This window comes from Anaeromyxobacter oryzisoli (assembly GCF_022690765.1).
Lineage (GTDB): Bacteria > Myxococcota > Myxococcia > Myxococcales > Anaeromyxobacteraceae > Anaeromyxobacter > Anaeromyxobacter oryzisoli.
This window is the reverse complement of the sequence record NZ_JALCZA010000073.1, coordinates 1-23,536: the sequence shown is the minus strand read 5'-3', so window position 1 is coordinate 23,536 and position 23,536 is coordinate 1. Positions and strand designations below refer to the sequence as shown.

Genomic DNA, 23,536 nt, shown 5'->3' with positions numbered 1-23,536 from the left:
TGCCCGTCGCCCCGAGCGGCCGACGCGGCGGGTCGTTCCGCGGCTCCGGGCCGCTGCGCAGGTTCGCGGGCGTGGGCGGGGGCGGGGGCGGACGGCGGCGGTCTCTCGCGGCGCTCGCGGCGCTCGCGGCGACGGCGGCGGGCGTCGCGGGGTGCGAGCCGTGGCGGTGCGACTTCGACAGCCACGGGGCCTGCGTCGAGTTCGTGACCGACCCCGCCGACCTCGCCGACGCCAAGGCGCGCGTGGACCGGATCCTCGACCTGGAGCTGCCCTACTGGAACCTTCACTCCTTGTCGGGGTGGCGCATCCAGTACCGCGACTCGCCCGAGTACGTCTGCTACTTCTCGTCGGAGAACGAGGGCTGCACGGACTACCTCAATCAAACGCTGTCCGTCCGGGTGCCGCCGGACTCCGAGGGCTGCTTCGAGGCCGCCGAGCTGCTCCACGAGCTCGGGCACTACGAGCTCGGCGACCCGATGCACGCCAGCTCGCGCTGGGACGGGGTGGACGGCGAGTTCGCCGCGATGGTGTGGGATCGGCCGGACGCCGCGGAGCCCTGCGTCCGCCGCTATGGTGGGATCCGATCCGGGATGTGGCCCGTGAACCGGAACAGCCTCTGACCGCGACGGGCGACGGCGCCCCCGACAGGGCCGGCGCATCGCCCGGCGCGCCGCGCCCGCCGGGTTAAGGGGATCGTCGCTGACGGCGAGAGGAGGCTCGCATGGCGTCCATCCGGAAGCACGTGACCCGGGACGTGGTGGCCCTCGACGGCGCGGCGCCGATCCTCGACGCGGCGCGGCTCATGGCCGAGCGGAAGATCGGCTCGATCGCGGTGAAGGACGGCGATCGGATCGTGGGGCTCGTGACCGAGCGCGATCTCGTGAGCACCGTGCTCGCGCGCGACGGGAGCTGCCGCCAGCCGATCCGCGAGGCGATGCGGGTGCTGCCGCGGATCTCCCCGTCGGCGAGCGAGGTGGAGACCGCGGCGATGATGCGCGACAACGCGACACGCCACCTCATCGTCGAGGAGCAGGGCGAGGTGCTCGGCATCGTCTCGATGCGGGACATCATCCAGCTCATGCTGGACGAGAAGGAGTTCCTCATCGACCAGCTCCAGACCTACATCGGCGGGCGGTGACCGAAGGCAGGGGGCGATGCGCGTCGCCGTACTCCGGGAGGCTGTCGCCGGCGAGCGGCGGGTCGCCCTCGCCCCGGAGCACGTCGCGCGCCTGACGAAGGCGGGCCACGTGCTCCAGGTCGAGCGCGGCGCGGGCGACGCCGCGGGGTTCGACGACGCGGCCTACGCCGCGGCGGGCGGGGCGGTGCGCGACGCCGGCGGCGCGCTCGCGCAGGCCGAGGTGGTGGCGATGGTGCAGCGCCCCTCCGACGCGCAGGCGGACGCGCTGCCCGCGGGGGCCCTCCTCGTCGCCCTCCTCGCGCCACATCGCCACCGGACGCTGCTCGAGCGGCTCGCGGCCCGCGGCGTCCGCGCCCTGGCCATGGAGCGCGTGCCGCGGAGCACCCGGGCGCAGGCGATGGACGCGCTCTCCTCGCAGGCGACCCTCGCCGGCTACAAGGCGGTGCTGCTCGGCGCCGCGGCGCTCCCGCGGATCCTGCCCATGATGACCACCGCCGCCGGCACCCTCGCGCCCGCCAGGACGTTCGTCGTCGGCGCGGGGGTCGCCGGGCTCCAGGCCATCGCGACCGCGCGGCGCCTGGGCGCGGTGGTCTCCGCCTTCGACGTGCGGCCGGTCGTGAAGGAGCAGGTCCAGTCCCTCGGCGCGAGCTTCGTCGAGATCCCCGCCGTCGCGGCGGAGGCGGCGGGCGGGTACGCGCGGGAGCTCGGCGCGTCCGAGCAGGAGCGGGTCCTCGCCGCCGTGAGCGCGCACGTGAAGGACATGGACCTCGTGATCACCACCGCGCTGATCCCGGGCAGGCCGGCGCCCCGGCTGATCACGACGGCGGCGATCCGGGCGATGCGCGCCGGCTCGGTCATCGTGGATCTCGCCGCGGAGGCCGGGGGCAACTGCGAGCCGACCCGCGCCGGGGAGACGGTGGTCGAGGCGGGCGTCCAGATCATCGGGGCGGTGAACCTGCCCTCCACGCTGCCGCTCCACGCCAGCCAGCTGTACGGCCGGAACGTGACGAACCTGCTGCTGCACCTCGGCGGGGAGGACGGCGTCCTGCGCGCCGATCGGGCGGACGAGATCGCGGGGCCGATGTTCGTCGTGGACGGCGGGGAAGTGCTCTTCTGACCATGCACGGCGCGAGCCTCCTCCAGCTGTACGTGTTCCTCCTGGCTGGGTTCGTCGGGTTCTTCACGATCACCCGCGTCCCGGCCCTGCTCCACACCCCCCTCATGTCGGCGACGAACGCGATCAGCGCCATCTCGCTGGTCGGCTCGCTGGTCCTCGCGGGCGCCGAGCGCGGGCGGCTCGCCTCGGTGCTCGGCTTCGTCGCGGTGACCTCCGCGACCATCAACGTCGTGGGCGGCTTCATCATCACCGACCGCATGCTCAGGATGTTCCGCCGCGCCCCCAGGCCGGGCGGAGAGCGGCGGTGACGCCCCGCGCGGCGCTCATCGAGGCGGCGTACCTGCTCGCCTCGATCCTGTTCATCCTCGGGCTCCGCAGCCTGACGCACCCCGATCGCGCCCGGCGCGGCATGCAGCTCGCCGCCCTCGGCATGCTCGTGGCGATCGTCGGCACGCTGCTGCACCAGGACATCGTGAGCTACCGCTGGATCGTGGCCGGGCTCGCCCTCGGCGCCGTCATCGGCTACCCGCTCGGCGTGTACGTCCCGATGACGGCGATGCCCCAGCGGATCGCCATCTCGCACATGTTCGGCGCGGTCGCCGCCACGCTGGTCGGCGTCGCGGAGTACCACACGCTCGGCGACGGCGCCCAGGTCGGGCGCGTCGAGATGGCGGCGCTCGGGTTCGAGGTGCTCTTCGGGGCGCTCACCATCACGGGGAGCTTCATGGCGTTCGGGAAGCTCCAGGAGCTCCTCCCGTCGCGGCCGGTGACGTTCCCCGGCCAGAACGTGGTCTCCCTCGCCATCTTCGCGGCGGCGGTCGCGCTGTTCGCGTCGCTCGTGGCCGACCCGGCGCGCCCGGCGGCGTTCTACGCGATGGTGGCGCTCGCCCTCGCGTTCGGGGGGTCGCTGGTGCTGCCGATCGGCGGCGCGGACATGCCGGTCGTGATCTCGCTCCTGAACTCGTACGCGGGGCTCGCCTCGGCCGCGACCGGCTTCGCCATCGGCAACGACGTCCTCATCATCGCCGGGGCGCTCGACGGCGCCTCCGGCTTCGTCCTCTCCATCATCATGAGCCGGGCGATGAACCGGTCGTTCACGAACGTGCTGTTCGGCGCGTTCGGATCCCCGCCCGCGGCCGCGGGCAAGACGGCGGAGGGGCTCACGGTCCACGCCATCACGCCCGAGGACGCGGCGATCCAGCTCGCCTTCGCGCGGCTCGTCATCGTGGTGCCAGGGTACGGGATGGCGGTCGCGCAGGCGCAGCACCAGGTCCGCGAGCTCGCGCAGCTCGTCGAGAAGAACGGCGGGACCGTGCTCTACGCGATCCACCCCGTCGCGGGTCGCATGCCCGGCCACATGAACGTGCTCCTCGCCGAGGCCGACATCCCCTACGACAAGCTGAAGGAGATGGACGACGTCAACGATCAGTTCAAGAACGCCGACGTGGCCCTCGTCGTCGGCGCGAACGACGTGGTGAACCCCGCCGCCCGCACCGACCGGAGCTCGCCCATCTACGGGATGCCCATCCTGAACGTGGACGAGGCGAAGCAGGTCATCGTCCTGAAGCGCTCCATGAGGCCGGGCTTCGCGGGCATCGAGAACGAGCTCTTCTACCGCGACAACACCGCCATGCTGTTCGGCGACGCGAAGGCGTCCCTCGCCCGGCTGGTGCAGGAGATCAAGCAGCTGTAGGAGGCGCCGCGTAGCCGAGGGAGCAGCGCCCGCCGCCGTCTAGGCGGTCTCGATCGAGGCCGCGTGCTGGAGCCCGAGCTCCTGGATCGCGATCTCGCGCATCTTGTACTTCTGGATCTTCCCGCTGACCGTCATCGGGAAGCCGTCCACGAACTTGTAGTAGCGCGGGATCTTGTACGTCGCGATCTTGCCCTTGCAGTAGGCGCGGATCTCCTCGCCGGTGAGGGTGACCCCGGGGCGGAGCTTCACCCACGCCATGAGCTCCTCGCCGTACTTCGCGTCGGGGACCCCGACGACCTGCACGTCGGAGATGCCCGGCATCGTGTAGAGGAACTCCTCCACCTCGCGCGGGAAGATGTTCTCGCCGCCGCGAAGCACCATGTCCTTGATGCGCCCGACGATCTTCACGTAGCCGTCGTCGTCCAGGGTCGCGAGGTCGCCGGTGTGCATCCAGCGCCCGTCGTCGATGGCCTCCCGGGTCGCGCGGGGATCGTTCCAGTAGCCGAGCATGACGGAGTAGCCGCGCGTGCACAGCTCCCCGGGCACGCCCCGCGGGACGATGCGGCCGGTGGTGGGATCGACGATCTTGATCTCGACGTGCGGGTGGACCTGCCCGACGGTCGCCACCCGCTTCTCGAGCGGGTCGTCCGTCCGCGACTGCGCGGACACCGGCGAGGTCTCGGTCATGCCGTAGCAGATCGTGATCTCCGGCATGTGCATGTCCTTCTGCACCCGCTTCATGATCTCGATCGGGCAGGGCGAGCCCGCCATGATCCCGGTGCGCAGGGTCGAGAAGTCGAAGGCCTCGAACTCGGGGTGCTCCAGCTCGCCGATGAACATGGTCGGCACGCCGTAGAGCGCCGTGCACCGCTCCTCCTGCACCGTCCGCATGACCGAGAGCGGCTCGAAGCTCTCCGCCGGGATGACCATCGCCGCCCCGTGGGTGGTGATCGCCATGTTCGCGAGGACCATCCCGAAGCAGTGGTAGAACGGCACGGGGATGCAGACGCGATCCTGCTCGGAGTAGCGCAGGAACTCGCCGATGAAGAAGCCGTTGTTGAGGATGTTGTGGTGCGAGAGCGTGGCGCCCTTGGGGAAGCCGGTCGTCCCGCTCGTGTACTGGATGTTGATGGCGTCGTCGAACTGGAGCTCCCGCTCGAGCCGGGCGAGCTCGTCCGGCGACAGCCGCCGCGCGTCCTCCTTCAGGTCCGCCCACTCGTCGTCGATGACGATGGTCTGGCGCAGCTCGGGGCAGCGGAGGCGGACCTCGCGCACCATCGCCACGTAGTCCGAGCGGCGGAACCCCTTCGCGAGGAGGAGCGTCGAGACGCCGGCGTGCTTGAGGGCGTACTCGAGCTCGTGCACCCGGTACGCGGGGTTGATGTTCACGAGGATCGCGCCCATCCGGGCGGTCGCGTACTGGATCACCACCCACTCGTACCGGTTCGGCGACCACACGCCGACGCGGTCGCCCCTCCGCACGCCGCGGACGTAGAGGGCCCGGGCGAGCGCGGAGGTCTCCTCCCAGAACTCGCGGTAGGTGGCGCGGTAGCCCTGGTACACCGAGACGAGCGCGTCGCGATCCGGGAACCGCTCGACGATGCCGCGGAGGTGCTCGCCGATGGTGACGCCGAGGAGAGGGGTGGTGGAGGGCCCGCAGAGGTAGGATGGGACGGACAAGGTGGTGGTGCTCCTCGAGGGGACGTTCTACGAAGGGTGGGCGATGCTACGCGACGCACGCCCTCGCGCGGAAGGGGCTGCGCGTCCGCACTGCGACCCGGGGCGTCACGGCGTCCGACGCCGCGCGTCAAACGAGCAGCACGACCGAGCCGGTGGTGGCGCGCGTCGCGAGCGCCTCCTGCGCGCTCGCCGCGTCCGCGAGCGGCCAGGTCCCGCCGATCTCGGCCTTCACCTGGCCGGACCGGAGCACCTGGAACAGCTCCGCCGCGGCGCGCTCGAGATCCTCGCGCCGCGCCACGTAGTGGAACACGCTCGGGCGGGTGAGGAACAGGGAGCCCTTGCGCCCGAGCAGCGCCGGGTCCACGGGGGGGACGGGCCCCGACGCGTTCCCGAACGTCACCATCATCCCGAGCGGGCGGAGGCAGTCGAGGGAGGCGTCGAAGGTCGCCTTCCCCACGGCGTCGTACACCACTGGTACGCCCACGCCGCCGGTGAGATCGCGGACGCGCTTCACGACGTCCTCGCGCGAGTACACGACGACGTGATCGCACCCCGCCGCCCGCGCGCGCGCCGCCTTCTCGTCGGAGCCGACCGTGCCGATCACGGTCGCGCCGAGCGCCTTCAGCCACCGCACCGCGATGAGCCCGACCCCGCCGGCCGCGGCGTGCCAGAGGACCGTCTCCCCCCGCTTCACCGGGTACGTCCGCCGCACCAGCGCCTGGACCGTGAGGCCGCGCAGGAACACCGCGGCGGCGGTCTGCTCGGTCACGTCGTCCGGGAGCTTCACCAGGCGATCCGCCGGGACGTTCCGGACCTCCGCGTAGGAGCCCGGCCCCGCGACGTAGGCCACGCGGTCGCCCGGCCGGACCGCGGTCACGCCCGCGCCGACCGCCTCCACGCGGCCGGCGCCCTCCACGCCGAGGCCGGTCGGCAGCGGGAGCGGGTACAGCCCGGTGCGGTGGTAGATGTCCACGAAGTTCACGCCGACGGCGGCGTGCCGCACGCGCGCCTCCCCGGGCGCGGGATCGACGAGGGGCACGTCTTCGAGGTGCAGGACCTCGGGACCTCCGACGGCGTGGATGCGGATGGCCTTGGGCATTCGGATCTCCTCGGGGCCCGTCACGGCGCGGCCCTCGCCGATGGCGGCCGACCGGGCAGGCGTCGCCGGGCCGGCGTGACGAGGCTACGCCCGCGCGCGCCCCCCCGATGTCACATCGTGCTCACGCTGGCCCTGGCACGCCTGGTCTGCCGTGGAGAGATCGTGGTCATGCGCGCTCGCCTCGCGATCGCGTGGTTGGCGATCGCAACCGCCCTCGCCTGCGGGGGCTCGGAGCCCAGCCCTCCCACCGAGCCCACCCCGACCCCCACTCCCACCCCGACCCCGACTCCCAACCCGACCCCGACCCCGGCCCCGACTCCCACGCCCACGCCCACCGTGACGCTCGAGCGCGTCGACGCGAGCTCCGAGTGCGACGGCCTGGTCCCGGACCAGGCCCCCGCACCGGTCGCGATCGCGGTCGCGCCTCCCGACGGCCACGCGTGCGCCGGCGGCCTCTCGGATGGCACCGGCAGCGTCGCGGTCGAGGCGACCGGCAGCGGCGCGTCGAGCTTCCAGGCGTTCGGGGCGGACGGCTCGCCGGCGCAGACGTTCGAGGCGGCGCCGCCGCTCGTCGCGGACCTCCGGGGGTGGCACGCGGTGCGGGCCGAGCCCGCCGGAGAGGTGGCCACGACCCTCCAGCACCTGTCCATCGCCCCGGACGGCGCGGTCGCCCGCGCGGACCAGATCTTCTCCTCCTCCGGCGGCTCGCAGAACCCTCGTTGGGCGCTCGCGGCGGATCCGCGGGGCGGATCCCTGGCGGCGGTGGTGTCGGTCTCCTCCACCGGGAACCACTTCGCCGGCGTGGACACGCACCGCTTCGACGCGAGCGGCGCGCCGAGCGCGGCCGTGTCCGTCCTGGGATCCGAGACCGAGCCGATCCTGGTGCTCGGCGCGGTCACCCGGGGCGGCGAAGCGTTCGTCGCGTGGCCGCTCGCGGGCTCCCTGTTCGTCAGGTGGGTCGGCGCGGACGGCGTGGTCCACGAGATCGGCGCCGACGACCTGCGGCTCCTCGGCCAGAGCCCGAGCGGCGTCCTCGCCGCCGCGCCGCTGCTCGACGGCGGGATCGCCGTCGGCCGGGGCGGGCACTGGGCCCGCCGGTTCGCGCCTCGCGCCCAGGCGAGCGAGCCGGCGCCCGCCTGGCTGTCCGCTCGGGACGGCTGGACGTTCCGGTTCACCCGCGCCAACGAAGGGTATGCCCTCCTCCCTCCCGCCGGGCAGGGATCCGGCGACTGCTCGCAGACCATCGACCTGCTCGCCCCCTCGGGCCGCCTCTGCGGCCACGTGGTCCTCCACCGCGGCGAGGGCGACGGCGCGCCCTGCACCACCGGGATCGTCGATCAGGGATGGGATGGGACCGTGGTGCAGCAGACCACCGCCGACGCCTGCACGTACCGGTCCTGGCCCCGCCTGCTCGCGAAGCCCTGACGGCGACACCCCCTCGCATTCGAGCCCGCGCCCCAACGCCGGATCGAGGGCGGCGGCGGCCCGGTGGGCCACGACCCTGGGTCCGGGTCCTCGCCAGGCGGCGCCGTCCCGGCGCCCCCCTTCCCGCGCGCGACCCTCCTGGGCTACGGTGCCGCCCCGTGCAGAGCCTGCGCACCCGGATGGCGATCCTCGTGCTGGTCGCGCTCACCCCGGGCCTCCTCCTGCTCTGGGTCGCGTCGCGATCCGAGCGCGCCGCGATGATCCGGGGCGGCGAGGGCGAGGTCTCGCGCCTCGCCCGGCACGCGGCCGACCAGCAGGCGCGCAACGTCGCCGCGGCGCGCGGCCTGCTCGCGGGGTTCGCGCTGATGCGGCCGGTGGTCACGCTCGACGCCGAGGGGTGCCAGCGGCTCGCGGCGGACGTCCGCGCCCAGGTGCCCGAGCTCTCGAACGTGGGAGCCGCAACGACCGCGGGCGTCACCTTCTGCAACTCCACGCCGGGCGCCCCGCCGCTCTCGATGAGCGATCGCCCGCACTTCCAGCGGGCGCTGGCCGAGCGCGGCTTCGCGGCGGGCGACTACCAGGTGAGCCGCCTGGACGGGGCCGCGTCGATCCTGTTCGGGCACGCGATCGTCGGGCCCGACGGGGCGCCGCGCGGCGTCGCGTACGCGCGCCTCTCGGCGGAGTCGATCCAGCGGCAGCTCCAGGACCTCGTCCTCCCGCCCGGCGCCGTCGCGTACGTGACCGACGGGGCCGGCCGCGTCCTCGCGGGGTGCGATCTCGCCCCGGGCGCGTCGCTGCCGGACCCGCTCGCGCGCCAGCTCGACACGCCGGCCGGCGAGGCGGTGTCGCTCCGCGGGCCGGACGGCGTGGCGCGGCTGTACGCGTTCGAGACCGTGCGCGAGCCGAGCGGCACGGCCGCGCTGCGCGTGGTGGTGGGCCTCCCGACCGCGGCCGCCTCCGGCTTCGCGAGCCAGCTCTTCCGGCGCTCGCTCGCGGTCTACGGCGCGATCGCGCTCCTCGCGATCCTGGCGCTGGCGCTCGCGGACCACCTCCTCCTCGTCCGGAGGCTGGAGGCGATCGTCGCGGCCGCGCGCCGGCTGTCCCGCGGAGAGTTCTCGGCCCGCACCGGCGTCGTCGCGGGGGGTGAGCTGGGGGAGCTCGCGCGCACCTTCGACGAGCTCGCCGCCTCCCTCGAGGGGCGGCGCCGGCTCGAGGAGGACCTGCGTCAGGCGCAGAAGATGGAGGCGGTCGGCCAGCTCGCCGGCGGGATCGCCCACGACTTCAACAACCTCCTCACCGCGATCCTCGGGGCCGGTCAGTTCGCGCGCGAGGCGATCGGCGATCACCCCGCCCGGGAGGACCTCGACGACATCGTGAGCGCGGCGCGCCGCGGCGCCGAGCTGACGCGGCGGCTCCTCTCGTTCAGCCGGCGGCAGGTCGCGCAGACGCGGCTGGTGGACGTGGGGGCGGCGATTGTCACCGTCGAGGGGCTCCTCCGCCGCCTGCTCCGCGAGGACGTCGCCCTCGCGGTGCACCTGCCGCCCGAGCGCTGCCTGGTGCGGACGGATCCCGCGCTGCTCGAGCAGGCGCTCCTGAACCTCGCGGTCAACGCGCAGGACGCGATGCCGGGCGGGGGGGCGCTGGAGCTCGAGGTCCGCGCCGTCCCGGCCGACGCGCCCGAGCGCCGGCGGGATCCGGGGCTGCCGGCCGGGCCGCTGGTCGCCGTCTCGGTGCGCGACACGGGGGCGGGCATGGACGAGGCGACCCGGGCGCGCGCCTTCGAGCCGTTCTTCACCACCAAGCCGGCCGGCAAGGGGACGGGCCTCGGCCTGTCCACCGTCTACGCGGTGGTGCAGCAGGCCGGCGGCGTGGCGCGCGTCGAGAGCCTGCCGGGTCAGGGGACCACGTTCCGGCTCTGGTTCCCCCGAGCCGAGGAGGCGTCGCCGTCCGCGCCGCCGCCGGCGCCGCCGCCCACGACGGGGCGGGAGCGCGTGCTGCTCGTCGAGGACGACCCGGCGATCCGCGGCCTCGCCCGCCGCGCCCTCTCGGGCGCCGGCTACCGCGTCGTGGAGGCGGACCGGCCCTCCGCGGCGCTCGCGGCCGTCGCGACCCTCGACGGCGCCGGCGGACGCCCGGTGGATCTGCTCGTCACGGACGTGATCCTCCCGGGGTCGAGCGGCCCCGAGCTCGCGGCGTCGCTGGCCGCGCGGTTCCCGGGGCTGCGGGTCCTCTTCGTGTCCGGGTACACCGGGGGCCACCTCGACGCGCGCGGCGTGGACGCCGCCGGCCGCGGCTTCCTCGCGAAGCCGTTCGGCGTGGACGTCCTCGTCGCGCGGGTCCGCGAGGTGCTGGACGCGCCGCCGCCCGGGGACGGCGGCGCGCCGGCCGACGGCGCCACCCGCTCGCGCTGACGCGAGCGGGGAGGCGCCGGGCGTCACGATCAGGCGAGCACGACGAGCAGGTCGTCCTTCTCGACCTTGTCCCCCTCCTTGAAGCGGACCTCGGCGATCCGGCAGTCCGCCTTCGCCTTCACGTTGGTCTCCATCTTCATCGCCTCCGTCACGAGGAGCACCGCCCCCGCCCGCACGACGTCACCCGGCTTGACGTTCACCTTGACGACCTTGCCGGGCATCGGCGCGCCGACGTGTGCGGCGTTCCCGCGCTCCGCCTTCGGGCGCACCGGGCCGTTCTGCCCCGCCGACTGATCCCGGACGGTGATGGTCCGGCCGTCGCCGTTCAGCTCGAAGTGGAGGTCGCGGGTCCCGTCCTTCTGGACCTTGCCCACGTTGACGAGCCGCACGATGAGCGTCTTCCCGGGCTCGATCTCGATCGACGTCTCCTGTCCGGGCTCGAGGCCGTAGAGGAAGACCGGGGTCGGGATCACGGAGGTGTCGGAGTACTCGTCGCGGTGGCGCTGCAGCTCCGTGAACACCGCCGGGTAGAGCAGGAACGAGACGAGCGCCTTGTCGTCCACGTACCCGCCGATCTTCTCCGACGCCCGCTTCCGCTCGGCCTCGAGATCCACCGGCTCGAGCAGCTCGCCGGGCCGGCAGGTGACGGGCTGCTGGTCCTTGAGGATCACCTTCCGGAGCCGCTCCGGGAACCCGCCGTGGACCTGGCCGAGCATGCCGCGCGCGAGGCCGACCACCGACTCGGGGAACGCGAGGTCCTTCCCCTTCTCGGTGAACAGGTCCTCGGGCTCGAGGCCGCTCTTCACCAGGAACATGGCCATGTCGCCCACCACCTTCGAGGACGGCGTGACCTTCACGATGTCCCCGAAGAGCAGGTTCACCTTGCGGTACATGTCCTTGCACTCCTCCCACCGGTCGAGGAGGCCGAGGCCGGCCACCTGCGGCTTGAAGTTGGAGTACTGACCGCCCGGGATCTCGTGCCGGTAGACCTCGGCGGTCCCGCTCTTCAGGCCGGACTCGAACGGCGCGTAGTACTCGCGCACCGTCTCCCAGTAGTTGGCGAGGAGCTGCAGCCCGTCCGCGTCGAGCCGCGGATCCCACTCGCTCCCGGCGAGCACCGCGGCGAGGGAGTTCAGGTTGGGCTGCGCGGTCAGGCCCGACAGGGACGAGAGCGCCGCGTCCACCACGTCCACGCCCGCGCGCGTCGCCTCGAGGAGCGTCGCCGAGGCGACGCCGGAGGTGTCGTGCGTGTGGAGGTGGACCGGGAGGCCCACGCTCTCCTTCAGCGCCTTCACGAGCTTGGTCGCGGCGAAGGGCTTGAGGAGCCCCGCCATGTCCTTCACGGCGAGGAAGTGGGCGCCCATCCGCTCGAGCTCCTTCGCGAGCTTCACGTAGTAGTCGAGCGGGTACTTGTCGCGGCGCGGGTCGGTGATGTCGCCCGTGTAGCAGATGGCCGCCTCGCAGACGGCGTTCTCCTGCCGCCGCACCGCCTCCATGGCGACCTTCATGCCCTTCGTCCAGTTGAGCGCGTCGAAGACGCGGAACACGTCCACGCCGCTCCTCGCCGCCTCCTCGACGAACCGCTCGACGACGTTGTCCGGGTAGTTCGTGTAGCCGACCGCGTTGGACGCGCGGAGCAGCATCTGCAGCAGGACGTTCGGGATCGCCTTGCGCAGGCTGTGCAGCCGCTCCCAGGGGTCCTCCTTCAGGAACCGCATCGCGACGTCGAAGGTCGCGCCGCCCCAGCACTCGATCGAGAAGAGCCCGGCGCCGAGGACGCTCGTCGCCTCCGCGATCCGGAGCAGATCGTGGCTGCGGATGCGGGTCGCGAGGAGCGACTGGTGCGCGTCGCGCATCGTCGTGTCGGTGAAGAGGAGCTTCTTCTCCGCGCGCACCCAGCGCGCGAGCCCCTCCGGGCCGCGCTCGAGGAGCACGTCGCGCGATCCCTTCGGCCGCCTCGAGACGTCCACCTTCGGGATCCGCGGCTCGCGCAGCGTGGCGGCCTCGAGGCGCCGCGTCACGCCGGGCGAGCCGTTCACGGTCACCTCGCCGATGAACTTGAGCAGCTTCGTGCCGCGGTCCTTCCGCTGCTGCGCCTGGAGCAGCTCGGGGTGCGCCTCGATGAAGGAGGTGTCGCACCGCCCCTCGAGGAACACCGGGTGGCGCATCACGTTCTCGAGGAACGCGATGTTCGCCTTCACCCCGCGTACGCGGAACTCCTGGAGCGAGCGGTCCATCACGTGGGCCGCCGAGCCCAGCGTGAGCCCCCAGGTGGTGATCTTCACGAGGAGCGAGTCGTAGTGCGGGGTGATCACCGCGCCGGTGAACGCGGAGCCGGCGTCGAGCCGGACGCCGAAGCCGCCCGGCGAGCGGTACGCCTGGATCGTCCCGTAGTCGGGCGCGAAGCCGTTCTGCGGGTCCTCGGTGGTGATCCGGCACTGGATCGCGTAGCCGCGCCGCTGGATGTCCTCCTGGCGGGCGATGCCGATCTCCGGATCGGAGAGCCGCTTCCCCTGCGCGACGAGGATCTGCGCCTGGACGAGGTTCCGGCCGGTGATGGTCTCGGTGACGGTGTGCTCGACCTGGATGCGCGGGTTGACCTCGATGAAGTAGTGGCGCCCCTCCTGATCCACGAGGAACTCCACCGTGCCGGCGTTCCGGTACGAGACGCTCCGCGCGATGCGGAGGGCGTCCTGGCAGATCGCCTCGCGCTGCGTCTCGGTGAGCGCGAGCGAGGGCGCGAACTCCACCACCTTCTGGTGCCGGCGCTGGATGGAGCAGTCGCGCTCGAACAGGTGGACGAGGTTGCCGTGGTGATCGCCGAGGATCTGGACCTCGATGTGCTTCGGGCGCTCGATGTAGCGCTCGAGGAACACCGCCGGGTTGCCGAAGGCCGCCTGCGCCTCGCTCCGCGCCGAGACGAGCCCCTCGAGGAGCTCGCGCTGATCCCGCGCGACGCGCATCCCGCGCCCGCCGCCGCCGGCGCTGGCCTTGACGATGATCGGGTACCCGTGCTGCTTCGCGAAGATGAGCGCCTCCTCGTCGGAGGCGATGGGCTCGGGCGTGCCCGGCACGACCGGCACGCCGGCGGCCTGCGCCGCCTTGCGGCCGGCGATCTTGTCGCCGAGCCGCCGCTGCATCTCGGCGGTCGGGCCGATGAAGACGATCCCCGCCCGCTCGCACGCCTCCGAGAAGTCCGGGTTCTCGGAGAGGAAGCCGTAGCCGGGGTGGATCGCGTCCACCTCGAGCCGCTTCGCGAGGTCCACGATCTCCTCGATGCCGAGGTACGCCTCGATGGGCTTCTTCCCCTTTCCGATCAGCCAGGCCTCGTCGGCCTTGTAGCGGTGCAGCGAGAGGCGGTCCTCCTCCGAGTAGATGGCGATGGTCTGGATGCCGAGCTCGGTGCACGCTCGGAAGATGCGGATCGCGATCTCGCCGCGGTTCGCGGCCATGACGCGCTTGAACGGGATGGACATGGTGTGCTCCGGAACGACGGGACTTTGGGTCACGCCCGGTGTGGCGCGCCCGAGTTCTCTGAAGCTGGGAGTCACGCGATCACCGTCCGCGGTCGGCGGGAGAGGCGTCGTCGCTGCGTCGGTCTCGGGCGTCGCGGCGCCCGGCCTGCTCAGCGCGGTTCAGTGTCGCAGGTCCAGAAGAACACACCTCGCCGCACCTCGTCGAGCCCCGGATTGCTCTTTCGAACGGTTCGAGGCTCGACGCGCCTGCGCGACCTCGCGGTGCGGAGGCCGCGCGCAACCACCCGGTTTCACAGATGAATCATCGCGGGACGGCGCGTCAGCGAACGTCCTGATGGACGAAGCGGGCGAGCGCGCGATCCGAGCTGCCGATGTGCCGGCGCAGCCAGTCGGAGATCCAGTTGTGGAGCATGAGCGTGACCAGCGGGTTCGGGCCGTACTCCGCGCACCGGCTCGCGAGCTCCCCGACGTCGGCGCGGAGCCGCGCGTGCTCGGCCTGGTGCAGCTCGTACGCGGGATACGCCACCGACCGCATCAGCCGCTCTTCCGAGGCGAAGTGCTCGGCCACGTAGTCGGTGAGGTATTCGACGAGCGGCTCGACCTCCGAGCGATCGCCGGCGCGGAGGGCCAGGATGAGCCGCTCCGCGCGTCGGAACAGCTCCTGGTGCTGATGGTCGATCTCGGGGATGCCCACGGCGAGGGCCGCGGTCCACTGGACGGGCACGCGCGGAGTATCGCCCCATCTCGGCCCCCCGGACCAGCGCTCGCCCGGGCTCCGTGGCAGAGTGACGCAACCGTACCAGACCTGGCGAGAAGACAAGCCCGCGATTTTCAAGGCAACGGGGCGACTGCGGGCAGGAAAGCTGGTATGTTGGCCGTTCCGGTCCACATGGGACCGTCGCCAGAGCCCGATCGATGAGCGCCATCGAGAACCCCCGCGAGATCCCCTTCAACTACACGTCGGCCGACGACCGCCAGGCCATCTCCCAGCTCCTCGGCCCCTCGACCTGGCAGAAGCTCGAGGAGCTCCGCGCCCGCCGGGTCACCGGCCGGAGCGCGCGGCTGCTCATGCGGTTCTTCGGCGAGATCCTGATCCACCGCCGGAACCCGTTCCTCCACCAGGAGCTCGTGGACTCGCCCGCCCGGCGGCGGCGGCTGCTCGCGCACATCGAGACCGACCTGGGCATCGTGGAGCGGAACGCGAACGGCGAGCCCCGCGTCCTCGAGGTCCTCGCCGAGTGCCGGGCGCTCCTCGCCGCCTTCCGCGCCGAGATCACCGAGGCGCCCGAGCTGCGCAAGCGCGTCGTCCGCGAGCTCGCGCCCATCGTCGGGAAGGACGCGGTCCTCTTCGACCCGTTCACGCTCGTGTCGCACGCGACCGACGCCACCGACTGGCGCCTGGAGCTCCCCGTCGCGGTGGTCATGCCCGACGACGAGGCGCAGGTCGCGCCGGTGCTCGCCGGGATCCGCCGCCTGGGGCTGAAGGCGATCCCGCGCGGCGGCGGGACGGGGCTCACCGGCGGCGCGGTCCCGCTGCGGCCCGGCTGCGTGGTCGTGAACACCGAGAAGCTGAACCGGATCCGCGGCGTCTCGGAGCAGACCTTCCGCATGCCGGACGGCTGCGAGGCCACCGCGCAGGTGGTGGACCTCGAGGCCGGCGTCATCACCGAGAAGGCGATGGAGTACGCGTCGGAGCGCGGCCTCGTCTTCGCGACCGACCCGACCAGCGCCTGGGCCTGCACCATCGGCGGGAACGTCGCGGAGAACGCCGGCGGCAAGGACTGCGTGCAGTGGGGCACCTGCATCGACAACCTCGTCTCCTGGCGGATGGCGATGCCCTCCGGGAAGCGCTGGACCGTCGCCCGCGCCGATCACGCGCTCCGCAAGATCCTCCCGGACGACACCGTGACGTTCGAGGTCCGCGAGGACGACGCCGGCGTGGTGAAGACGATCCAGCTCCGCGGGTCGGAGATCCGCAAGAAGGGGCTCTGGAAGGACATCACCAACAAGGCGCTGGGCGGCGTCCCCGGGCTGCAGAAGGAGGGGACCGACGGGGTGATCACCTCGGCGCGGTTCGTCCTCTACCCGGAGTACGAGGCCAAGAAGACCCTCTGCCTCGAGTTCTTCGGCCCGGACTTCGACGAGGCCAGCCTCGTCATCCTCGCGCTCGCGCAGGCGTTCCCGTTCCCGAACGGGGGCGAGGAGGCCCTCACCGCGCTCGAGCACTTCGACGACGAGTACGTCCGGGCCATCGAGTACAAGGTGAAGGCGGCCCGGGCCGAGACGCCGCGGGCGGTGCTGCTCGTGGACGTGGTGGGCCACACGCCGGAGCAGGCGCAGCGCGGGGTCGCGAAGATCCGGAAGATCCTCGAGCGCCACCCGAACACGGTCCTCTTCGAGGCGCGCGACGCCGCGGAGGGGAAGCGGTACTGGGCCGACCGGAAGCGCCTCGGCGCCATCGCGCGGCGGACGAACGCGTTCAAGATGAACGAGGACATCGTCCTCCCGCTCGACCAGCTCGCGCCCTTCGCCCGCTTCGTGGACGCGACGAACGTCGAGGAGGAGCGCCACGCGCAGGCGCGGTTCGTCGAGCGCGCCGAGGAGCTCCTCCGGACCGCCGCGCCGCCGAAGGACGACCCGGAGTGGCTCGGCGGGAAGGTCCCGGCGGCCCTCGAGCGCTGCGCCCGCGCGCGCGACGTGCTCGGGCGCGCCGGCGCCCGCGACCTCCGCTCCCTCGCGCCGATGACGGAGTTCCGGGGCGACCTCGCCCAGCTCCTCCACGGCTACCCGGGCCTCGTGAAGACGCTCGACGCCGCGTACGCGCACGTCCGCGACCGGCGCGTCGTGCTCGCGACGCACATGCACGCCGGCGACGGCAACGTGCACGTGAACGTGCCGGTCCTCTCGAACGACCGCGAGATGCTCAGGCGGACCGAGCGCGTCATCGACGTCGTGATGGAGAAGGTGATCGCCCTCGGCGGCGTCGTCTCCGGCGAGCACGGCATCGGCGTCACGAAGCTCAAGTACCTCGAGCCGGAGCGGATCGCCGAGCTGTCGGCGCACCGGCGCGAGGTGGACCCGACCGGCCTCATGAACCCGGGGAAGCTCGAGGACGTGGACGTCCTCGACCGGGTGTTCACGCCGTCGTTCAACCTCCTCGAGCTCGAGGCCCGCATCCTCCAGCACGGCCAGCTCGAGGAGCTGGCGCGCTCCATCGCGCACTGCGTCCGCTGCGGCAAGTGCAAGCCGGACTGCTGCGTGTACCACCCGGCGCGGGGGATGTTCTTCCACCCCCGGAACAAGAACCTCGCCATCGGCGCCCTCATCGAGGCGCTCCTCTACGACGCGCAGCGCGAGCGGAGCACCACCTTCGAGCTGCTCCGCTGGCTCGAGGAGGTGGCGGATCACTGCACCATCTGCCACAAGTGCCTGAAGCCGTGCCCGGTGGACATCGACACCGGCGCGGTGTCGGTCCTCGAGCGCGAGATCCTCTCGAGCTGGGGCTACAAGCGGACCACCGCGGCGACGCGCGCGTCGCTCGGGTACCTCGACAGCCGCTCGCCGGCCTACAACCGGCTCTTCCGCGACGCCTTCATCCGCGTCGGCGGCGCGCTCCAGCGCACCGGCTGCGAGGTCGCCGCCCCGCTGCAGCCCGCGGACGGCAAGCCGAGGCTCTACCCGCTCCAGCTCCTCCGCTCGCCCGTGCCGCCCGTCCCGCCGGAGACCCTCCGGGACGTGCTGCCGCCGTGCGCGCCCGACCAGGTGCTCGTCTTCGAGCCGGCCTCGGAGGCGGCCCGGTCGGTGTTCTACTTCCCGGGCTGCGGCTCGGAGCGGCTCCAGTCGCACATCTCGATGGCCGCCATCCACGTCCTCGTCGAGCTCGGGACGCGGGTGATCCTGCCGCCCCCGTTCCTCTGCTGCGGGTTCCCGGCCCACGTGAACGCGAAGACCGAGATGTACTCGCAGACCGCGCTCCGCGACACGATCCTCTTCAGCCAGATCCGCGACATGTTCAGCTATCTCGCGTTCGACGGCTGCGTCGTCACGTGCGGCACCTGCCGCGAGGGGCTCGAGGTGATGGAGGCGGGGAAGCTCTTCGGCGGGCGCATCGTGGACATCGCCGCCTACGCGGCGGAGCGCGGCCTGAAGCTCGCCGGCGGCGCGGCGCAGGGCGAGGCGGCGGCCGAGGAGGAGCGGTACCTCTACCACGCGCCCTGCCACGACTCGCTCGACGGCAAGGCGAAGGACGTGCTCGTGAAGCTCGGCGGGTTCGGGAAGATCGAGGCGGTCCCGCACTGCTGCTCCGAGGCGGGGACGCTCCCGCTGTCGAGGCCGGACATCTCCGACGCGATGCTGCACCGCAAGCGCGTCGCGCTCGGCGAGGCGCTCCAGGATCGGCCGCGCGGCGCCGTCGTGCTCACGAACTGTCCGTCCTGCGTCCAGGGGCTCGGACGGAACGCGGCGATGGGCGTCGAGCCGAAGCACCTCGCCGTCGCGATGGCGGAGAAGATGAGCGGGCCGGACTGGCTCGAGCGGTTCAAGGACCGGGCGCGGTCGGCGCGCGCGATCCAGTTCTGACGGGGCTGCGCCCCGCCCCCCGCCATGCGGCGGGGTCCCTCCACCCTGCGTCCGGCAACGCTCGGCCGTCTGGCATCTGATGGCCCACGAGCCCCTCCCTCGAAGGTATGCTTCTGGGTGAGGGAGGGGCCATGCTGGAATTCCTGGTCGTCTGCGGGCTCGCCGCGTGGACCGCGGTCGGGTTCGCACGGCGGAAGCGGCGGGAGCGCGAGCTGGCGGACGAGCTGGAGAGGCTCACCGCGCGGGTGCGGGAGCTCGAGCTGGCGCGCCCGGCCGCGGCGCCGCGCGAACCCGCACCCGCGACCGCCCCCTCACCCTCGGCCATCCCCGCGGCCACAACCGTCCCCGCGCCCGGTCCGGCGCCGGCTCCGACCGAGCCCGCGCCCCCCGGCGATGTCGGCCCGCTCCCGCCTCCGCTGACCGCGCCCACCACGCCGCCCTTCGATCGCCTCCCTCCGCCTCCTCCGCCGCCGCCCTCCGGCCGGCGCTTCCCGCGCTTCCCGCTCGACCTCCGCCTCGACTGGGAGCGGCTCGTGGGCGTGAAGCTCTACTCCTGGCTGGCGGGCGTCGCGGTCGTGGTCGCGGCCGTCTCGTTCGCCCGGTACTCGGTGGACCACGGCTGGGTCACCGCGCCGGTGCGCCTCGCCATCGGCGTCGCCGCCGGCCTCGCCCTCCTCGTCGGTGGCGAGACCCGGCGCGCGCAGAGATACCGCGTGACCGCGCAGGCGCTCGCCGCGGGCGGCATCGCCACCCTCTTCGCGACGTTCTACGCCGCCCACGCGCTCTGGCGCCTGGTGCCCGCCCTCGCGACCTTCGGCCTCCTCGCCCTCGTCGCGGCGGTGGCGGTCCTCCTCGCGATCCGGCGCGACGCGCTCGTCGTCGCGCTGCTCGGCCTCGCCGGCGGGTTCGCGACGCCGATCCTCCTCTCCACCGGGGAGAACCGGCCCCTCGGCCTCTTCTCGTACCTGCTCCTCCTGAACGTGGGGCTCGCCTGGGTCGCGATCCGGAAGCGCTGGCCGCTCCTCTCGGCCCTGTCGCTCTTGTTCACCGCGGCGTACCAGGCCGGCTGGGTGGCGAGGTTCCTCGACGCGTCGCAGCTCCCGATCGCGGTCGGCGTCTTCCTGGTGTTCCCGGCGGTCGGGTTCGCTGGGCTCGCCCTCGCGCGCCGCGGCGCGGCGGACGCGACGTCGCCGGTGCTCGCGCGGCTCACCGCCGCCGCGGGCGCCGTCCCGCCCGCGCTCTTCGCGCTCCACGTCGCCGCGAGCGGCGACTACGCGACGCAGTGGCCGCTCCTCCTCGGCTTCCTCGCGGTCGTCGCGCTCGGGCTCGCGGCCGTGGCGGCGTGGCAGGGGCCGGAGTGGCTCCACCTCGGCGGCGCGGGCGCGGTGCTCGTCACGGTCGCGGCGTTCCTGGCGAGATCGTTCACCGCGGCCGCGTGGCCTGGGCTCTCCGCGTTCCTCGCCCTCTTCGTCCTCCTCTACCTCGGCGTGCCGCTCCTCCTCGCCCGCGTCGGCAGGGACTTCCGGGCCGAGGGGCGCCTCGGGGTGCTCGCCGCGCCGCTCGTCCTGGCGGCGTTCCCGGTCGTGGCGGGGCGCCTCTCCGCACCGCCCGTCGCGTCGTTCTTCCTCCCGCTCCTCGCCCTCGCCGCCGCGTGCTCCGCGTTCGCGATCCTCCGCCGCGACGTTCGCGTCCACCTGGTCGGCGCCGCCGTCGCCGTCGCCTCGCTCGCGATCTGGTCCTCGTTCCACCTCGACGCCGCGACCCTCCTCCCGGCGCTCCTCGCCTACGGCGCCGCCGGTGGCCTCTCGCTCGCGGCTCCGCTGCTGGCCGAGCGGCTCGGGCGCCCCCTGCCCGGCCCGGGCGCCGCTCCGCTCCTGCTCGCGTGCGCCGGGCTCCTGGTCTTCCTCGGCGGCGCGCCGGCCGCGCACGCCGGCCTCGCCGCCCTCGGCGGGCTCGTCGCGCTCGCCGCGCTCCTCCAGGCGGCGCTCTTCCGGGAGGCGTTCCTCGGCCGCTCGCCGCTCCTCGCCCTCGCGGGCGTCCTCCTCGGGCTCCTCGCGTTCGCCCTCTGGTGCGTGCAGGCGCTCGCCGCCGCGGTGCTGCTCCCCGCCGTCCTCGCCGCCGGGGCGCTCGCGCTCGTGGCGCTCGCCGGCGCGGTCCTCGCCGCGCCGGGCGTCCCGTCGGGCGACGCCGCGCGCGCCTTCCGGGCCGCGCCGCTCCTCGGGCTCGCCGGGCACGCGTTCGTCCTCGTCGTCGCCCTCCGGGCCGACCTCGCCCTTCCGCCCTGGGCCTGGCTCGCGGTGCTCGGCGCGCTGGACCTGGGCTTCCTCTCGGCCGCCCTCCGGACGCGCCGCGGCGACCTGCTGCTCGCCGCCACCGTGGCGTCCGGGGTGGTGCTCGTCTCGTTCGAGGCCGCCCTCGGCGCCGAGCCCGGCGTCGCCTCGTCCGGCGCCGCCGCCGCGCTCGCGCTCGGCGCGCTCGGCGCCGGCGGGTTCCTCGGCGCGCGCCGGATGGGCGCGGAGCCCGCCGCCCCCGGGCCCTTCGCCCTCGCCGCGGCGGCCGCGCTCCACGGCGCCCAGCTCGTCCTCTACGCCGCCTCGCTCGGCGCCGGCCTCCCGCTCGCGGCGCTCGTCCCGGCCCACGCCGCGCTCGTGCTCGGGCTGCTGCTCGTCGCGTGGCGGGCGCCCTCGGGCGGCCTCGCCGCGACGGCCGCGACCGCCGTCGCGCTCGCGCCGCTCGCGCTGGACGGGGCCGATCCGGCCGCCCGCCTCTGGCTCGCCGCGCCGCTCCACCTGCTCATCCTCGCGTACCCGCTCCTCCGGGCGCGCCGCGCGCCCGGCGAGCGATCTCCGTTCTTCGCGGCGATCGGCTCGAGCGCGCTCGCGTTCCTCGTCACCCGCCCCGCGCTGGTGGAGCTCGGCGCGGGCCCCGTCCTCGGGGCGCTCCCGGTGGTGCTCGCGGCGCTGCTCGTGCCGCACCTCGTGACGCTCGTGCGGCTCGATCGTGCGGGCTTCGCGCGCGGGCGCGACGCCGGCCGGCGCGCCGCCGTCGCCGGGGCCATCCTCGCCCTGGTCACCGTCGCGATCCCGCTCCAGCTCGAGCGCCAGTGGATCACGGTCGGCTGGGCGCTCCAGGCCGCCGCGCTCTCGTGGCTCTGGCGGCGGATCCCGCACCGCGGGCTCCTCGCCTGGGCCGCGGCGCTCTTCGCCGCCGTCTTCGTGCGCCTCGCGCTGAACCCCGCCGTCCTCGCGTACCAGCCGAGGAGCGGGATCCCGATCTGGAACTGGTACCTCTACGCGTACACGCTCGCGGCGGCCGCCCACTTCGTCGGGGCGCGCCTCCTGGCCCGCGACGACGCCCGGCTGGCCCCCGGCACCCCGCGCCTCGCGCCGCTCCTCGGCGCCGGCGGGGGCGTGCTCCTCTTCGTCCTCGTCAACCTCGAGATCGCCGACTTCTGGTCGGAGGGGCCGCGCCCCGTCCTCCGGCTCTCCGCCGGCCTCGCGCCGGACCTGACGTACACGATCGCCTGGGCGATCTTCGCCCTCGGCGTGCTGATCGCCGGCGTCGTCCTGCGGAGCCGCGGCACGCGCGTCGCGGCCATCGCGCTCCTCGCGGCGACGGTGCTGAAGGCGTTCCTGCACGACCTCGCCCGGCTCGACGGCCTCTACCGCGTCGCGTCCTTCGTCGGCCTCGCCGCCTGCCTCGCCGGGGTCGCCGTCGTCCTGCAACGCTTCGTCCTCCGCCCCGCCGACCAGGCGGTGCCCGGACCGGAGGTCCGCTGATGTCGCGCCCCGCCGCCGCGCTCCTCGCCGTCGCCCTGCTCGCCGCTCCCGACGCCGCCCGCGCCGCCGATCCCGCCGGCGCCCCGGCGCTCGATCGGTTCGCGATCCACCCCGCCGGAGCGGGCCTCCAGCGGCTCGAGGTTCCGCCCGCGTACCTGTCCGCGTCCGCGTCGGGCGATCTCTCCGACCTGCGCCTCGCGGACCGGGCCGGCCGGGAGGTTCCGTACCTGCTCGTGCCGCCGCCGGAGCAGGCGCCGCGCTGGGTTCCGGCGGCACGTGTGCGCCCCATCCCGCGTACCAGGCTCGAGAGCGGCGACGAGGCGGACCTCGGCGAGGTCCGCGAGGTCGCCGGGGTGCGGCTCGAGTACGCACCGTGCCTGCTCTTCCAGAAGCGCGCCCGGATCGAGGGCAGCGGCGACGGCCGCCGCTGGACGACGCTCGCCGAGGGCGAGACGCTCTACGCGCTCGCGACCGAGGGGCGCGACGGCTGCGCGCCCGGCGACCGCCTCGTGCGCGACACGGTCCGCTTCGCCCCGGCCCGGGTCCGGTGGCTCCGCGCCGTGCTGGACGATCGGCGCACGCCGCGCCTCTCGCCCCTGCGCGCCGCGGCGGCGCTCCTCGCGGACGGCGTCCCATCGCCGGCCCGGCCCCGCGTCGCGCTCCGCGTCGAGCCCCGCCCCTCGGAGCCCGGCACCTCGCGCTACGCGCTCGTCCTGCCCGGCCCCCACCTGCCGGTGCGCGGGATCGTCCTGACCACCACCACTCCGCGCGTCTCGCGGAGCGCGCGCGTCCTCGAGCAGCGGCTCGCGGGCGACCAGCTCGCGCCCGTGGAGCTCGGCGCCGCCGTGCTCGTCCGCTCGGAGCGCGACGGCGTCGTCGCCACGCAGCTCGCCGTCCCCGTCGCGACTCCGGAGGAGCTCGAGCTCGAGCTGGTCGTGGAGGACGGCGAGAACCCGCCGCTCGCCGATCTCGCCGCGGACGCGGAGCTCGCGCCGGCGGCGGCGCTCGTGTTCGAGAGCGCGGACGGCGCGCCGCTCGAGGCTCGCCTGGGCGCGCCGGACCTGCGCGCGCCGCGCTACGACCTCGAGGCGCTCCGCCCCGGCCTCGGCCGGCTCCGCCCAGCCACCGCGCGCGCCGGCG

The 23,536-nt window shown here is 74.0% G+C and carries 14 protein-coding genes; 10 read left to right on the top strand and 4 right to left on the bottom strand.

Annotation, left to right across the window (positions count from 1 at the left end; translation table 11 throughout):
* From MNZ27_RS18455 to MNZ27_RS18435, 5 genes are all read left to right on the top strand, one after another.
* A partial coding sequence (locus MNZ27_RS18455; protein ID WP_408629699.1) for a hypothetical protein occupies nucleotides 1-620 on the top strand: 620 nt, incomplete at its 5' end.
* A gap of 101 nt (nucleotides 621-721) precedes the next feature.
* Nucleotides 722-1,138 carry a CBS domain-containing protein gene (locus MNZ27_RS18450; RefSeq protein ID WP_242395565.1) on the top strand — a complete coding sequence of 139 codons (417 nt, stop codon included), beginning with the start codon at nucleotides 722-724 and terminating at the stop codon, nucleotides 1,136-1,138.
* 16 nt (nucleotides 1,139-1,154) lie between these two features.
* Complete coding sequence (locus MNZ27_RS18445) at nucleotides 1,155-2,255, top strand: Re/Si-specific NAD(P)(+) transhydrogenase subunit alpha (protein WP_242395564.1); 1,101 nt, start codon at nucleotides 1,155-1,157, stop codon at nucleotides 2,253-2,255.
* 2 nt (nucleotides 2,256-2,257) lie between these two features.
* Nucleotides 2,258-2,563: an NAD(P) transhydrogenase subunit alpha gene (locus MNZ27_RS18440; RefSeq protein ID WP_242395563.1), complete on the top strand. Its 306-nt coding sequence runs from the start codon at nucleotides 2,258-2,260 to the stop codon at nucleotides 2,561-2,563.
* Complete coding sequence (locus tag MNZ27_RS18435) at nucleotides 2,560-3,948, top strand: NAD(P)(+) transhydrogenase (Re/Si-specific) subunit beta (protein WP_242395562.1); 1,389 nt, start codon at nucleotides 2,560-2,562, stop codon at nucleotides 3,946-3,948. The genes MNZ27_RS18440 and MNZ27_RS18435 overlap by 4 nt, the downstream gene beginning before the upstream one ends.
* Nucleotides 3,949-3,987: 39 nt before the next feature.
* Here MNZ27_RS18435 and MNZ27_RS18430 read toward each other — a convergent pair whose 3' ends face one another.
* Nucleotides 3,988-5,628, bottom strand: a complete 1,641-nt coding sequence (locus tag MNZ27_RS18430) for an AMP-binding protein (RefSeq protein WP_242395561.1) — start codon at nucleotides 5,626-5,628, stop codon at nucleotides 3,988-3,990.
* A gap of 127 nt (nucleotides 5,629-5,755) precedes the next feature.
* Nucleotides 5,756-6,727 (bottom strand): quinone oxidoreductase family protein, encoded by a 972-nt coding sequence (locus MNZ27_RS18425; RefSeq protein ID WP_242395560.1) that lies wholly within the window; start codon nucleotides 6,725-6,727, stop codon nucleotides 5,756-5,758.
* 336 nt (nucleotides 6,728-7,063) lie between these two features.
* On the opposite strand from MNZ27_RS18425, the gene MNZ27_RS18420 reads away from it, so the two are divergent.
* Nucleotides 7,064-8,152 (top strand): hypothetical protein, encoded by a 1,089-nt coding sequence (locus MNZ27_RS18420; RefSeq protein ID WP_242395559.1) that lies wholly within the window; start codon nucleotides 7,064-7,066, stop codon nucleotides 8,150-8,152.
* Nucleotides 8,153-8,310: 158 nt separating this feature from the next.
* Nucleotides 8,311-10,563: an ATP-binding protein gene (locus MNZ27_RS18415; RefSeq protein ID WP_242395558.1), complete on the top strand. Its 2,253-nt coding sequence runs from the start codon at nucleotides 8,311-8,313 to the stop codon at nucleotides 10,561-10,563.
* Between the two features lie 29 nt (nucleotides 10,564-10,592).
* Here MNZ27_RS18415 and MNZ27_RS18410 read toward each other — a convergent pair whose 3' ends face one another.
* Together MNZ27_RS18410 and MNZ27_RS18405 are read right to left on the bottom strand one after the other, a co-directional pair.
* The gene (locus MNZ27_RS18410) at nucleotides 10,593-14,039 is read right to left on the bottom strand and encodes a pyruvate carboxylase (RefSeq protein ID WP_242395557.1); all 3,447 of its coding nucleotides are present in this window, start codon (nucleotides 14,037-14,039) and stop codon (nucleotides 10,593-10,595) included.
* Nucleotides 14,040-14,358: 319 nt separating this feature from the next.
* Nucleotides 14,359-14,763 carry a bacteriohemerythrin gene (locus MNZ27_RS18405; protein WP_242395556.1) on the bottom strand — a complete coding sequence of 135 codons (405 nt, stop codon included), beginning with the start codon at nucleotides 14,761-14,763 and terminating at the stop codon, nucleotides 14,359-14,361.
* Between the two features lie 191 nt (nucleotides 14,764-14,954).
* Between MNZ27_RS18405 and MNZ27_RS18400 the strand changes: the two genes are divergently transcribed.
* From MNZ27_RS18400 to MNZ27_RS18390, 3 genes are all read left to right on the top strand, one after another.
* On the top strand, nucleotides 14,955-18,617 hold the full coding sequence (locus MNZ27_RS18400) for a DUF3683 domain-containing protein (protein ID WP_242395555.1): 3,663 nt from the start codon (nucleotides 14,955-14,957) through the stop codon (nucleotides 18,615-18,617).
* Between the two features lie 131 nt (nucleotides 18,618-18,748).
* Entirely contained in the window at nucleotides 18,749-22,396 is a 3,648-nt protein-coding gene (locus MNZ27_RS18395; protein WP_242395554.1) for a DUF2339 domain-containing protein, read from the top strand.
* Nucleotides 22,396-23,536, top strand: a 1,141-nt coding sequence (locus tag MNZ27_RS18390; protein WP_242395553.1) for a DUF3999 family protein, incomplete at its 3' end; no start/stop codon positions are given. The genes MNZ27_RS18395 and MNZ27_RS18390, both read left to right, overlap by 1 nt.